Annotated in this window: 11 protein-coding genes; 3 read left to right on the forward strand and 8 right to left on the reverse strand. The window is 38.3% G+C overall.

From position 1 onward, the window contains the following. Positions 1-138: 138 nt before the first annotated feature. Positions 139-597, reverse strand: coding sequence for an SRPBCC domain-containing protein (locus AC2CGN_RS12175; RefSeq protein ID WP_429988535.1), 459 nt, complete (start codon positions 595-597; stop codon positions 139-141). 71 nt (positions 598-668) lie between these two features. Then, entirely contained in the window at positions 669-1,643 is a 975-nt protein-coding gene (locus AC2CGN_RS12180) for a helix-turn-helix transcriptional regulator (RefSeq protein ID WP_484514064.1), read from the reverse strand. A gap of 353 nt (positions 1,644-1,996) precedes the next feature. Between AC2CGN_RS12180 and AC2CGN_RS12185 the strand changes: the two genes are divergently transcribed. Continuing rightward, positions 1,997-3,379, forward strand: a complete 1,383-nt coding sequence (locus AC2CGN_RS12185; RefSeq protein ID WP_429988533.1) for a dipeptidase — start codon at positions 1,997-1,999, stop codon at positions 3,377-3,379. A 53-nt stretch (positions 3,380-3,432) separates the two neighbouring features. Here the strand turns inward: AC2CGN_RS12185 and AC2CGN_RS12190 are convergent, their stop codons facing one another. Together AC2CGN_RS12190 and AC2CGN_RS12195 are read right to left on the reverse strand one after the other, a co-directional pair. Beyond that, positions 3,433-4,005, reverse strand: coding sequence for a nitroreductase family protein (locus AC2CGN_RS12190; protein WP_484514066.1), 573 nt, complete (start codon positions 4,003-4,005; stop codon positions 3,433-3,435). Positions 4,006-4,104: 99 nt separating this feature from the next. Next, on the reverse strand, positions 4,105-4,599 hold the full coding sequence (locus tag AC2CGN_RS12195) for an amidase domain-containing protein (protein WP_286924098.1): 495 nt from the start codon (positions 4,597-4,599) through the stop codon (positions 4,105-4,107). Positions 4,600-4,781: 182 nt separating this feature from the next. Here AC2CGN_RS12195 and AC2CGN_RS12200 point away from each other — a divergent pair, with 182 nt between their 5' ends. Further along, positions 4,782-5,804, forward strand: coding sequence for a DUF2804 domain-containing protein (locus AC2CGN_RS12200; RefSeq protein WP_429980140.1), 1,023 nt, complete (start codon positions 4,782-4,784; stop codon positions 5,802-5,804). Positions 5,805-5,856: 52 nt separating this feature from the next. Here the strand turns inward: AC2CGN_RS12200 and AC2CGN_RS12205 are convergent, their stop codons facing one another. After that, the gene (locus AC2CGN_RS12205) at positions 5,857-6,588 is read right to left on the reverse strand and encodes a glycerophosphodiester phosphodiesterase (RefSeq protein WP_484514069.1); all 732 of its coding nucleotides are present in this window, start codon (positions 6,586-6,588) and stop codon (positions 5,857-5,859) included. Between the two features lie 186 nt (positions 6,589-6,774). Between AC2CGN_RS12205 and helD the strand changes: the two genes are divergently transcribed. Next, the gene (gene helD / locus AC2CGN_RS12210) at positions 6,775-9,003 is read left to right on the forward strand and encodes an RNA polymerase recycling motor HelD (protein ID WP_484514071.1); all 2,229 of its coding nucleotides are present in this window, start codon (positions 6,775-6,777) and stop codon (positions 9,001-9,003) included. A gap of 311 nt (positions 9,004-9,314) precedes the next feature. On the opposite strand, the gene AC2CGN_RS12215 is transcribed toward helD, so the two are convergent. The 3 genes from AC2CGN_RS12215 to AC2CGN_RS12225 form a co-directional block, all read right to left on the reverse strand. Further along, a complete protein-coding gene (locus tag AC2CGN_RS12215; RefSeq protein WP_429986645.1) occupies positions 9,315-10,181 on the reverse strand; it encodes a GNAT family N-acetyltransferase in 867 nt (288 codons plus the stop codon). A 560-nt stretch (positions 10,182-10,741) separates the two neighbouring features. Continuing rightward, positions 10,742-12,574, reverse strand: a complete 1,833-nt coding sequence (locus AC2CGN_RS12220) for an ABC transporter ATP-binding protein (protein ID WP_429989188.1) — start codon at positions 12,572-12,574, stop codon at positions 10,742-10,744. Beyond that, a complete protein-coding gene (locus tag AC2CGN_RS12225; RefSeq protein WP_429988528.1) occupies positions 12,574-14,295 on the reverse strand; it encodes an ABC transporter ATP-binding protein in 1,722 nt (573 codons plus the stop codon). The genes AC2CGN_RS12220 and AC2CGN_RS12225 overlap by 1 nt, the downstream gene beginning before the upstream one ends. Between the last annotated feature and the right edge of the window lie 45 nt (positions 14,296-14,340).

Genomic DNA, 14,340 nt, shown 5'->3' on the forward strand with positions numbered 1-14,340 from the left:
TTTGAAAATCAAAGTGGATTATTCTCTAGTAGCTTTAAGTTATAGTTTTACATACCTAATTTTCTAAAATTGTGCACCAAGGAAATTAATGAAGGGGTATGCTCTACTACTCCCTTTCTGTTAACTTATTTGTGACAACTATGAACCTTCACCAAAGTCTAGAGTGCTTCCTGTTTCTACCAAAGTCTTTGTATTACTTAAAATCATCCACCAAGCCTTGTCACTGTTCTTATAAGTGGAATCGCCTTCTTTCCATTGGTCATGAATAAGTGTCAATTTCGTGCATGAGCCACTTGGTTCTAAAATATAAGAAATTCTTGATTCAAATGCATCATTATCTTTTACATAAGACTTTCCAGGATAATGAGTAAATCGGAGTAACTGATTTGGTTCATATTCTAATACTTTTCCGTAGACATGCACCGTCTCATCCCCATCTACTCCAGGACCAACATACTCCAAGAGATCACCCACTTGAAACGTAGATTTAATGATGGACCCATAATAAATTTGTTTTGTACCCTCAGGAGAGATAAGTGTCTTCCAAACTTCCTCTGGCGTACCTGCAATATAAAATTGATATTTCAAATCCTTCATAAATTTATATGCCTCCTAAAAAATTAATTCTGAACATGTACATGATAATAAAACTTCACTGACAAGTACGGTCAGTGAAGTGAAGTATTTTGATAATGATTGAATAATTCAAAGCTGATCGTTGCCAATTTTTCTTGTAATAAAGTTGGCTCTAATATGGTAATAGATTTACCATAGGAGAGAAGGTAGTGAGGTACAAAGCTATGAATAGACTCTTTATCAACCTTAAACAGAGCTTGGTCGTTTTTCCGCTCTATCAAAGCATGATTAAATAACCAATGCTGGCATAAATCATCAAGTGCATGTGCATTGCCTTTGATACGGACTGGAATAAGTTTTTCGTGTTGGTTCGAATCAGGTAAAAGGCCTTTTAAAAAGAAAGAACGTGCTGAAAATTCCAAAGGCCGGTCAAATTTTTTATCTGTTCTGGATAATGACTGAATACGGTCGATTCGAAAACTTCGAATTTCTTCACGTAGATGGCAGTAAGCAACCGTATACCACTTCCCTTTCCAATAAACAAGACCATAAGGATCAATGTGGCGTGATTGTGGTTCAATTCCCCTTTCTTTGTGATAAACAATAACTAATCGATAACTTTCTGCAACAGCAATTTCTAATTCTTGAAGAATTGATTTTAAAGACGATTCAATAGTAGGATGGATGACTTCAAATCCCCTTAAATGGCGATTGATATGATTTAATTGTTCCTCGTTTGTATACATTTTTAACTTAGAAATGGCTTCATCTAACGTTTCACTAAAGGGATACCCTGCATCTATTGCAAATTTTGCAGCATGAACAAGCGCCTTCTGCTCATCTAGGTTAAAAAATAAAGGTACCTTTGTAAACTCATTCAATAAACTGTACCCACCATTATGTCCTGCATCTGCAATGATTGGTACTCCACTTGCGCACAATGCATCAATATAGCGATACACCGTACGAATACTGATTTCTAATTCCTCCGCTAGCTCCTTAGCAGTCAATTGTTTCCTTGTTTTGAGGAGCCATAATATAGAAAGCATATTAACCATTTTAGACATAAAAAGTGACCCCTTTCTGAAATTTAATTGTTAATGAAATCAATATTTACCACCTTATTAAACAGCTACTTTAGTATAAAATATCCCGCTTCAGCTTATAAATAAAGCTTGATCAAAAAGTACTTCTTAAACATTCAAATTTTAATATGTGGAGCTCTTCTGCACAACGAGGGATTAATCTCCGGTCCGACTGTGTGCTTTCTTGAGAACGTTCGCTATACTGTAAATGATATTGCAAAAACCTGATGTACCTCCCACTTTATCACGTTTTACTAATCCAATATTATCATTCCTGTAAAAAAATTATGCTATACTATTTCTATTATCGAAATAATTAGAAAGAGGGATGTTAGATGACAAATTTACAGCAATTAGATGCCTACTTCGCAGAACATCGTGAGGAGCATTTGAATGAATTAAAGGAATTTTTATGTATTCCTAGTATTAGCTCTTTATCTGAGCATAAAGGAGATATTCAAAATGCCGCACAATGGCTGGCTAATGCGTTTGATAAACTAAATCTTGAAAATATCTCCATCACTCAAACTGCCGGACACCCTGTTGTTTATGCTGATTGGCTTCATGCTGAAGGCAAACCGACTATTCTGTTTTATGGTCATTATGATGTACAGCCTGTTGACCCATTAAATTTATGGGATAGTAAGCCGTTTGATCCTACAATTCGTGATAATAAGTTATTTGCTCGTGGTGCCAGTGATGATAAAGGGCAAGTCTTTATGCACTTAAAAATGATTGAAGCATTATTTGCAACTACAGGGACTTTACCGGTCAATGTTAAATTTATTTATGAGGGCGAAGAAGAAATCGGAAGCCCTAATCTACCTGCCTTTGTAGAAGAGCATAAAGAAAAATTAGCGGCAGACTTAATTTTAATTTCTGATACTGGACTTTATGGTCCTGGTAAGCCTGCAGTATGCTATGGTTTACGTGGTTTAACAGGTATTCAAATTGATGTTCGTGGAGCTAAAGGTGATTTGCATTCTGGTCTTTACGGTGGGGGCGTACAAAATGCTATCCATGCATTAGCAGAAATTTTGGCATCCTTCCGTGATGAGCATGGCACAATTCAAGTTGAAGGCTTCTATGATAAAGTATTACCATTAACTGAAGAAGAACGTGAAGCATATCGTGCGCTTGGTTTCGATGAAGAGTCAGTGAAGGATGAGGTTGGCGTCAAGGAATTATTCGGTGAGGCTGGTTATTCCTATTTAGAGCGCACTTGGGCACGTCCGACATTAGAGGTAAATGGTGTATTTGGTGGGTTCTCAGGTGAGGGCATTAAAACAGTCCTTCCTGCAGAGGCTGGCGCTAAAATCACTTGCCGTCTTGTACCAAATCAAGAACCCGAAGAAATTGTAGCACTGTTAAAGGCGCATGTTGAAAAACATAAGCCAACTGGTGTTGAAGTGGCAATCTCTGAATTCGATAAAGGGCGTCCATTCTTAACACCATTTGACCACCCATTCATCCAAGCTGCTGGTCGATCATATGAAAAAGTTTATAAAGTCCCAACTGCCTATACACGTGGCGGTGGATCAATCCCTATCGTGGCTGCCTTTGATGAAATTTTAGAATTACCAGTCGTATTAATGGGCTTTGGTTTGTCTAGTGAAAACTTCCATGCACCAAATGAACATTTCCATTTAGAAAACTTCGATAAAGGACTGCGCGTTTTAAGCGATTATTTATTTGAAGTGGCTGCATTACAAAAATAACTTTAAGAAAATCAAAATCCCCTCATCACTATAAGCGAGGGGATTTTATGATTTTATTGGCCAAAAATCGTGACAATATCTTGTGATTTTTTTCGTTCTTTTCCTTTTGGAACTTCATCAAAATAGCCAACTTGCAGCATTGCAATGACACGTTCACCAGGCTGCACTTTTAAAGCCTCTCGGAATTTTGGTTGATCTAAGAAAGCAGGAGTTTTCCAGCAAGAACCAATCCCTCTATCCCATGCTAGCAATTGAATGTTTTGAATAAAGATACTCGCTGCAGCGTAATCTTCTAAACGCTCTTTTTGACGAGCATCCTCTGGAACGATGATAAAAGCATAGCCACCTGCTAATGTGAATTTTGTCATTTGCTTTGTTAAGTCCTCATTAGAAAGCTCTTGCCATTTGGGTACCGTTAAATCACGCAATAAATCGTGAAGCATAAATAACTCCTTACCACATGCAACAACTAAACGCCATGGCTCTCGATTCCCATGATTGGGTGCCCATACTGCATCATCAATAATTTCCAATAGGTCTTCACGATCTACTGGCTGCCCATTAAATTTTTTAATGGAACGACGCTGAATAATGGCATCCCTAACAGACAAAAATTGTTCGCTCATAGTATACTATCTCCTTCTATAACATTACATCGTATTATAATGGATCTCTTCTATCTTCCACATTATCACAAAATGATGAGCTTTAAAACAGCTATCTTTTTAAGCAAAACTATCATCAATATGGTAGAAATAATAAGCCATGCTTGGTGTATAGGCTGTAGAATCCTCATAAAAATATGGTCGATTAATACTATCTGAAGTATGAGCATTCACATAAGGAACACCATTCTGAATACTTGTCACAATAACAGAGTGGTCAATTCTCCCATCCCCTTGGAAATCATAAAAAATCACATCACCAAGATCCAATTCTTCAGCGGATTGAACCCTCCTTCCCTTCAGTCCGGTTTTTGAACCTTCCAAATACCATCTCAAGGAATGTGCAACAGACCAGCTAAAGCTCCAATTGCCCTGTTGAATCCACCAGCCTCTATCCCTACTCGGTGCTCCTCGCATTGGCGCTCCACCAGCAAGTAAGCATTGGGATATATAATTCGTACAATCAACCGTAAAGTTTGGAAATGCCGGATTTCGTCTGTTCCACCATAAATTTGCGTACTGTACAGCAGCCTGCCTGTTATACATGTTCGCCACGCCTTCCCTCCTTATGTTCATGATATGTAAACAGTGGGATTTCTATTAATTAGGTCCTTATTCGCATAATTGATGAAAGAGGTCTGATTTAACACTATCTTTTCCAATTTTAAGATAGTTTTTGCTACAATAAGGGTAACGAAGTTTAGACTTTTATTTTATGACCAGAAGGGATGTTGAATGTGAAGCAGCATGCTGAAAAGGAGATTTTACAAACCACTCTTTTATGCGATAAAAAGGGTAATTTAAATCCAGCTGCCATTGGATTTGCACGAAAGCCTCTTATAAACAGCAATTTAAGTGGCCATATCATGCGCAAAAAGAAATGGAACTATTGGTGTGTCTACGGTGATGAAATATTATTCTCTGCGACTATCAGTCATCTAGACTACGCAGCGGTCTGCTTCGTCTATTTCCTTGAATATGAAACTCAGCGCTACTTTGAAAAAACGATAACGATACCATTGGGCGGAAAGCTAAAAATGCCTACTCAAGTGCTAGAATCAGTAACATTCAAAAATAGTGAAATGATGATTGATATGACCTATATCCAAAATGAAACGCATCTATCTGTTTCAATCCCAAACTTTGATGGAGATCTTTTACGTGCAAAGCTTATCATTCAGCATCCACCTACAGATGAAACCTTAAATGTAGTCATCCCTTGGAACCGTAAAACCTTTCAATTTACAGGAAAGCATCATACACTTCCTACTTCAGGTGTTGTGACAATCGGTACTCGCCGCTATACATTTTCTCCAGAGGAAAACTTTGCGGTTTTAGATTATGGTCGAGGAATTTGGCCTCGTGAGGCTACTTGGAATTGGGGAATGGCTTCGCAACGTGTTCGAGGTAGACGTATTGGTCTAAATTTAGGCGGAAAATGGACCGATGGAACTGGCATGACAGAGAATGCTGTTTTCGTCGATGGTAAAATGACTAAAATTCATGAAGATTTATTGTTCCATTATGATCAAGAGGATTATATGCAACGTTGGAAAGTCAAAACTAAATTTTCCAATCAAGTTTCACTAACGTTCTCCCCATTTTTCGAGCGAGTTTCTACAACAAATGCGGGACTTGTAAAATCTGAGGTACATCAAATGTTCGGCTATTACGACGGTTCGGTCTTACTAGAAAATGGAGAAACACTTGTCATTCGGCAGATGCTTGGCTGTATCGAAGAGCATCGTGCGAAATGGTAATATGCTAGGATTTAGAGCGCTGATATTCATATATCAGCGCCCTCTCCCCAATTCATGCCTTTTTCTGCCCACTTAACCCAGCCATAATCTTCTCTGGATCATCTGTAAATATTGCTCCTATACCAAGTCCCTGTAAATGCTCAGCTTGCACGACATCATTCACTGTATACACCCGTACAAGTGCTCCTTCCTGCAAAGCCTTATCAACAGATTTACAATATGCTGCTGGTAAGCTAACATGGATTGCGTTTGCTGGAATTTTAGCAGCATAGCCGTTAAAATCAACTAAAACTTCAGCAAATAAAGCTGCGGTTTCAATATAGGGTGCCATCAGTGAGATAATTTGTATCGATTCATGATTAAAGGAGGAAATGATCACTCTTTCTGTCATTTGGTGTGCAGCGACTACCTTCATTACAAGGGCTTCAATCCCGTTATATGGTATCACATCTGTCTTAAGCTCAATATTAATACGATGATTTGTACCTGCAAATAGTTCAAGTATTTCACTCAAAGTTGGAATACTTTCACCTTCAAATTCCACAGAAAACCATGAACCAAAATCAAATCCGCGCAACTGCTGTAAGGTATAATCTTTTACATAGCCACAGCCATTGGATGTCCGATCAATTGTTTCATCATGAATGACTACTAGCTCGCCATCAGCTGTTACATGTACATCTAATTCGATACCTGCAATAGGAAGCCTCGATGCTGCGCGAAATGCAGCAGCCGTATTTTCAGGGTAATGTGCAGAAATGCCTCTATGTGCGAAAATATCCAAACCTATAACCCCCTTTGATACCTTTTAATGTGATAAAATTTCCAATTGTATATTCGAACAATTTTTCTTGCTTCTAAATCTAATAGTAACATAATTAGCCTATTTCGCTTTCACTTGATGGTAAATATTATATATAGTAGTATGATAATCTACTTTGAAATTGTTAGTACTTAGGAGGTGCTAAAAATGACTGCACAACATCCAGATTTTCAGGCTGAGGTGGAATGGCTGACCTTCACTAAAAATTATATGCAACAAATTTTAAGTGAATCGAGAAGAGATTTGCAATCTGCTCAGGAAAATATTCGGAAATCAATGGCAGATCTTGATTACTTAGACTCTAGTTTGAGTTATTTAAATATCCTTGCCAACGCCCGATTTTTTGAAATGGCTCGAAACCAGAAAGAAGGCTTAGAGGCTGTTCAAAAGAAACCATATTTTGCTAGAATCCATTTTCAAAAGACTGGTGATCCAGAGGAGTTTCTTTATATCGGCAAAACCTCATTATTCCATCGAGAGACACACGAGCCAATTATTGTAGATTGGCGTTCACCAGTTGCTAACGTCTATTACGATGGGCGACTTGGTGATATGGAGTATGATGTTCGAGGGGAAATCTATAAAGGTCACCTATTTGCCAAGCGTCAATATAAAATCGAAAATGGTGAATTGCTTGATATTCGGGATATTGATTTAACGACCAATGATGAATTACTCCAAGAAGCATTAGCTGGTAAGGCAGATGTCCGTTTAACGGAAATCGTCTCAACCATTCAAAAAGAACAGAATGACATTATTCGAGCACATCTTCGTCAGCCTATTATCGTACAGGGTGCTGCTGGTAGCGGAAAAACAACGATAGCTCTCCATCGAATCTCTTACTTCCTCTATACTATGGGCGAGCATTTTAACCCTGAACAGCTCATGATATTAGCACCAAATAAGCTATTTATCGATTATATTGGTGACGTATTGCCAGAACTTGGCGTTGATAAAATTTGCCAAACAACCTTTTCGGATTATGTCCTTGCTGCCACTAAGCTTAAGCTAAAACTTCAAAACCCTAATGAGCAGTTAGAAGGGCTTGTCGCGGGTGAATCACAGCAGTCCACTGCTTGGATACCTGAGATGAAGGGCTCACTCTATTATCGTGATGTTATAGAGCGTTATGTTCAAAAGCTTGAGCAGGAAATTGCTGAGCAATTTGAGGATGTATTCATCGAAAAATATTGTATTATGCGCGCCTCCCATCTAAAGAAGCTATTCTTATATGAATTTTCTTATATGCCTATTGAAAAACGGCTTGATCATATTAAAAAGATTTTAGCTAGCCATGTACGCCAAAAGAAGCAAGCCGTCTTAAATATGTTGCATAAGAAATATGATGAAGCACTTGGCAAAGCTTTGAATGGAATTCGAGATGATGACAAACGTCGTCGTGTCGTAACAAAGTTTATTGATGAGCGTGATGAACGAATACCCGCCATCGAAAAAGAGGCTAAATCCACTGCAACTGTTTATATGCGTCGTTTCTCTAAACATAATATAAAAACACTATATCGTACTCTACTTACAAAACCTGAGCTTTTAGCAGAGCTTGCACCGGAGTGGCATTACCTTGAACAACAGCAGTTTTTACAGGCTCATCTAAAGGAACATTGGGTTCTTGAAGATTTAGCCGCATTGTATTATTTACAGGCTCGCCTAAAGGGTATTTCAGATGAATGGAAAATGCGGGTGGTTTTTATTGATGAAGTGCAGGACTATAGTTTATTCCAGCTTGCTGCTTTAAAATCTGGACTTGAGACAGATATGTTTACAATGGTAGGTGATTTAGCCCAGGGTATTCATAGTTATCGTTCACTAACTGCCTGGGAGCCTGTCCAACAGTTATTTCCTCGTGCAAGCTTTAGGACACTTCAAAAAAGTTACCGTACAACCATTGAAATCATGGAGGTCGCAAATAAGGTTTTAGCACAAATGGAAGAACAGCTACCCCTTGTGGAGCCTGTAGTTCGTCATGGCAATGCGCCAACCTTCATACAAGCAAATGCATTCGATGCTCTGAAAATTAAATCAATTTTTGAATCAATACGTGCGAAAGGACATCGATCCATTGCGTTAATTTGTAAAACGTCAATAGAGGCGCTCAAAATGCAGAAAGCTTTAACTGACCACGAGATAAATGCCCAACTGCTAACAGAAAACGATTCCATTGATCAGGAATTATTACTTGTAGTGCCAAGCCATTTAGCAAAGGGTCTTGAATTTGATGCAGTCATCGTCGCAGCATTCGATACACCTTTCTATGATACAAAACTTGACAGAAAGCTATTATATGTGGCACTTACACGAGCAATGCATGAACTCTATTTAATCGGTCCAGCAAAAGAAGCGTTTCTTTTAGAAAGCTAAAATTCCCATTCGTAATAAAAAGTCGCTATTTGGGCGACTTTTTAAAATGCTCTTTTATTAATTCCGAGGAGGTAAACGGTAAAACTTCCCTCGGGCTAAATACGCTTTAACAACTTTCCACCATGAGCTAGGTGCTTCCTTTGGAGGAGACTTCTTTTTAGGCAATGCTGGCATGCGCACGTGTCACGACTCCTTTCATAGGGTTATTAATACTATATGAGGATAGTAGGTATTTATGATAAAAAAGCAGTGTTAAATTCTTTCATATAAAAAAGTAAGGAGTTTTTTACTTTTGCTCCTTACCATTCTTTCTAATGCTTTACATAATAATCGATTTGCTGTGCCTTCATAAAGCCAGCCTTTTCATAAACAGAAAGGGCTTTTCCATTATCAATTTCCACATCAAGCATCACAAATTTTGCTCCTATTTTACTTGCATAGTCCTTGGAAAAGGATAGCATTGCTGTACCAATGCCCTGCCCTTCACAATTTGGATGAACGGCCAATGCTGTGACCCATTGAATTTCATTTTCCTGAGCGGTTGTCACTGTTCCAACAACTTCACCGTCCTTGCGGGCTAGCCATAGCTTTCTGCCATTTGTAGATGTATTAAAGGCTATTAGTTCTTCAGACTCTTCTGGTAAATCTCCAAATGCTTCACTATAAATGGCAATTAACTCTGCCTGCTCACCTGCATATGGAATAATTTCGACATCCTTGCTTAACTTTACTGATTCTGCTCTTGTTTCTAAAGTTGCCTCTGAAAAGCTATATGTAAAGCCTTTATTCTCAATAAACGTATGACCAAAGGGTGATCCATCTATTACTACAGCCAATTGCCCCTCTGCTCCACGCTCTTGAAGACCAGCCTGTAAAGCTTCTACTAAAGTGGTTCCGATTCCTTTTTGACGATACGTAGGCGTTACTACCAGGGACCATTCATATGTATGTAGTCCCATTAAGTCTACAGCACTTGCTACTCCTACTAACACATCCTTATCATCTTCATAAGCAAGAACCATAAAGCCCTTTGTTTCAAAAGATCCCGCCATCGGAACTCCCAGCGCAGTTTCATATACACGATAATCATGTACGGTTGCTTCTTCACATAATAAAGTTACTTCTTTTAATGTTTCCCCATCTAACGGAAAAGACACCGTCATCACTGAAATATTCATCGTTTACTCCGTTCTTGAATCAGACTATTGCCCTATTGTAGCAAGAAAGAAAATCAGCTTGCAACAAAATATAATAGTAACTTCTAATAATCAACTATTTTTCTATTAATATAAAGAAAATAAATGGATTTATACAATCATTAATGACTATAATAACTGAAAACTACTATAATTTATAGATATATATTCATACTAAGCGCTCTTATTCAATATTTCAACCCTCCTTATAATTATACCATTTATACAAATAAATTACATTTCTGAATTAGAAAATTTCTTTACTTCAATTTGATTTTTTCGCCTTATAAACGATTCTTTTTCTATTTTTCTAACTTAATGTTTAACCTAAGAAAGGAGCAATCCCAAAGAGAGATCACTCCTTCCTATGAATCAATCACGGCAAGTATAATGCGTCTTAATTTTTTCAAGTACGCTTGAAAAGCTCTTCTCCAAAATCGGTGGCATCTGCCCAGGAGGGGCTTTATCTTTATTCAGCGGACGGTTTAAAAACATTTTTTCTTTCGCATAGTAAAAATCTGAAGAAGCAAGATAAAATAGCGCTATTCTTCAAGATGATATGAAGAAGATTGTAACATTTGCGCATAAATGCCACCAGAGTCAATTAACTGTTGTTGAGGACCTGCCTCCACTAATTCGCCCCTGTGCATTACGAGTACAATATCGGCATTGTGTACAGTATTTAAGCGATGAGCAATCACAAAGCTTGTGCGCCCTAGCATTAGCGTGTCTAGGGCCTCTTGAATGGCAAGCTCAGTAACAGTATCAATACTGCTTGTAGCCTCATCCAGCAATAATATCTTAGGATTAGCAATTAATGCTCGAGCTATTGACAGCAGCTGCTTTTGTCCCTGTGAAATTTCTCGACCATCTGCGGCAAGAATAGTGTCGTAGCCATTTTTTAGCTTAATGATAAAGTCGTGAGCATTTGCGCGTTTTGCCGCCTCTACTATTTCTTCATCGCTTGCATCTAATCGACCATAGCGAATATTCTCGCGTACAGACGCTTCAAACAAAAATGGGTCCTGTAGCACAAAGGCCATTTGAGAACGCAATGCTTGTCGTTCTATTTGTTGAACGTTTACACCATCAAATAAAACCTCACCCTTTGTTACCTCATAAAATCTAGCAATAAGCTGTAAGATAGTTGTCTTTCCTGCACCCGTTGCTCCAACAAGGGCTACTGTTTGGCCTGACTCTACTTTAAAATTAACATCCTTTAACGTGTAAGCTTCCTCTTCTAGTTCATATTTAAAATAGACATGTTGGAAGCTCACCTGTCCTAATAACTTATGCTTTTGTGCTGAAGCAGTTTCTACTTCAGGCTTTTCATCCAGTAACGCAAATACACGTTCAGCACCAGCAATTGCTGATAGAACTGTATTAAATTGATTGGCTAAATCATTTAATGGGCGAGTAAACTGACGTGCGTATTCAGTAAAAATAACAATGACCCCAATTGACACATGTCCATAAAGAGCAAGTACGCCCCCAATCCCAGCTACAATTGTAAAGCTCATATTGTTTAAGAAATTCATGACCTTTGGGATATAGCCCGAATATGTCTGAGCCCAAAAGCCTGTTGTTTTTAATCGCAAGCTTTTCTCATGAAACTCCTTCATCATTCTGTCCTCTTGTGAGAATGCCTTCACAATTCGTTGACCTGAAATTGTCTCTTCAATCATACCGTTAAGCGCACCAATAGCCACCTGCTGTTGTTTGAATAGTGGAGCTGTTCTTCGTGTAATCCAGCGCATTGACCAAAACATAATTGGTATAATGGTCATCGTTAATACAGTTAGCAAAGGGCTTAAGCTTAGCATGATAATTACAGTACCTGTTAGCGTTAAAACACTGGAAAACACCTGTATAAAGGAACTATTTAATGTTGAACTTACCGCTTCTATATCATTTGTCATCCGACTCATTAACTCTCCATGTTGTCGACGATCAAAAAATGAAATGGGCAATCTTTGAAAATGTGCAAAGACACTTGTACGCAGTCTATAAATGGTTTGCTGAGCAATACCAATCATCCAGTAATTTTGTAAAAATAACGCTACAGCTAAGAGAGCATAAATGCCGATTAACAGCATAATGCCCTTACCTAGACCTGCCAGCTCACCATGCGTTACATACATATCTATCATTTTTCCGATTATATATGGTCCAAGAAGAGCTAAAATAGAACTTACCATAACAAGTAAAAGCACAATTATTAAGAGCACACGTTGTTCATCGACAATTTTCCATAATCGCAACAATGTACTTCGCCAATCTGTGGCACGGGGTCCCTTCTTTTTCTTGACAACCTGCTGTACATCCTCTTTTGTCAAAATCGGCTCATAGCCAAAAGGTTTCTGGAAAAAGGCCATTATTTCTCTACCTCCTGCTGGGAGACTGCGATTTTTTTATAGAGCTCAGAAGTTCGTAGTAGCTCATTATGCGTACCATACGCCACTACTTTCCCTGCATCGATTAATAATATTCGATCCGCTCCTTTAGCCGTACGTATTTTCTGAGTAACAACAAGCATAGTTGCTGGTTCTTCGCTCAGTGCCTCCCATAATGCCTGCTCTGTTTTTACATCAAGCGCACTTGTACTATCATCCAGCATTAATAGATGACCTTTTCGTAATAACGCTCTTGCAATAGATAGCCTTTGTTTTTGGCCACCTGAAAGATTAACGCCCTTCTGTCCAACTCTTGTTTCGTATCCCTGTGGAAAATCTTCTACAGAAGCATGTATTTGTGCTTGCATTGTTGCCTGTCGCACAGCAGCCATTTCAGCATCAGTGTCACCCCACCGAACATTATCTGCAATGTTACCTGTAAATAATAAGGATTGCTGTGGGACATAACCAATAATTTCTCTTAGCTCTTGTAAGTCCCAATGCTGAATATCCTTGCCTTCTACTAAGATTCTCCCCTCAGTGACATCATAAAAGCGAGGAATGAGCTGTAATAATGTTGATTTACCTGCACCTGTAGCACCCATTATGGCTAATTTTTCACCTGATTTAACATGAAAGCTTACATTCGCTAATACGGGAGAGTCTCCACCTGGATATATAAAGCTAACGTTTTCAAAGGCCAATTCGCCAAAATGCCTTCCGCTAGAAGGACTTTCTACAGATGATGACTGCTCAGTGTCATTTTCAGTAGACAGAACTTCTGCCATACGCTCTGCTGAAGCCTTGGCACGGGCATAAAAAATAATAATAAAGGCAAACATTGAAAATGAACCTGTCATACGCATTGTATAATTGACAATCGCCACAATATCACCAAGTGGTGTTGTACCTGAAGCAATTTGCTTTGTCCCAAACCACAAAACGGCAAGTAAGCTCATATTCATGATGAATAATAGTACAGGCATAATATACTCCATAGTACGCAAAGCCTTAACTGTATCTAATTTTAAGCGTGAAGCTACCTTATCAAAACGAGAGGCTTCATAGGTACCTCGTAAATAAGCCTTAACCAGCCGAATAGCCTGTAGATTTTCTTGCAATACACGATTTAATCGATCTATCCTCTTTTGAACAAGCCCAAAATAAGACACGCCCTTTGTCACCATAAAAATAAGAAAAATAAAGATTATGGGTGCACCAATTACTAAACATAAAGCAAGTTTTGCATTGACAACAAAAGCCATTACAATACTACCAATAACAGCTAACGGAGCCCGAAGCATAATTCGCAGGCTCATAAAAAGCACGGTTTGAACCTGTGTTACATCATTCGTTAGTCTTGTAATTAGTGAGGCTGTTGAAAATTTTTGATAGGTGGCTAATGTAAATGCTTGAATTTTTTCAAACATCGCATTTCGTAAATCATAGGAAAAGCTTTGTGCGGTATGTGATGAAAAATATGAGTTAATGACACCAGCAAAAAAGGCTACAAAGGAAAGTGCTAATAATATAGCACCCCATTGTAAAATCATCCCCTGGTTCTGAGCTCGTACTCCTTCATCTATGATTTTAGCCATAATAAGCGGCTGTACCAGCTCAACAAATAACTCTAACAGCATTAAACATAACGCTATAAATGCTGTCCATTTATAAGGCTTTACATAGGAAAAAATTTCTTTCATATTCTTCCCCCTTGTTACTTATAGGAATTTTCCCAATTTTAAAAA

The organism is Lysinibacillus sp. DFXJR4, from assembly GCF_057196045.1.

What these genes read in the sequence shown, in the direction of transcription:
- AC2CGN_RS12175 (WP_429988535.1), bottom strand. Translation starts at nt 597, where the DNA reads ATGAAGGATTTGAAATATCAATTTTATATTGCAGGTACGCCAGAGGAA.
- AC2CGN_RS12180 (WP_484514064.1), bottom strand. Translation starts at nt 1,643, where the DNA reads ATGTCTAAAATGGTTAATATGCTTTCTATATTATGGCTCCTCAAAACA.
- AC2CGN_RS12185 (WP_429988533.1), top strand. Translation starts at nt 1,997, where the DNA reads ATGACAAATTTACAGCAATTAGATGCCTACTTCGCAGAACATCGTGAG.
- AC2CGN_RS12190 (WP_484514066.1), bottom strand. Translation starts at nt 4,005, where the DNA reads ATGAGCGAACAATTTTTGTCTGTTAGGGATGCCATTATTCAGCGTCGT.
- helD (WP_484514071.1), top strand. Translation starts at nt 6,775, where the DNA reads ATGACTGCACAACATCCAGATTTTCAGGCTGAGGTGGAATGGCTGACC.
- AC2CGN_RS12215 (WP_429986645.1), bottom strand. Translation starts at nt 10,181, where the DNA reads ATGAATATTTCAGTGATGACGGTGTCTTTTCCGTTAGATGGGGAAACA.
- AC2CGN_RS12220 (WP_429989188.1), bottom strand. Translation starts at nt 12,574, where the DNA reads ATGGCCTTTTTCCAGAAACCTTTTGGCTATGAGCCGATTTTGACAAAA.
- AC2CGN_RS12225 (WP_429988528.1), bottom strand. Translation starts at nt 14,295, where the DNA reads ATGAAAGAAATTTTTTCCTATGTAAAGCCTTATAAATGGACAGCATTT.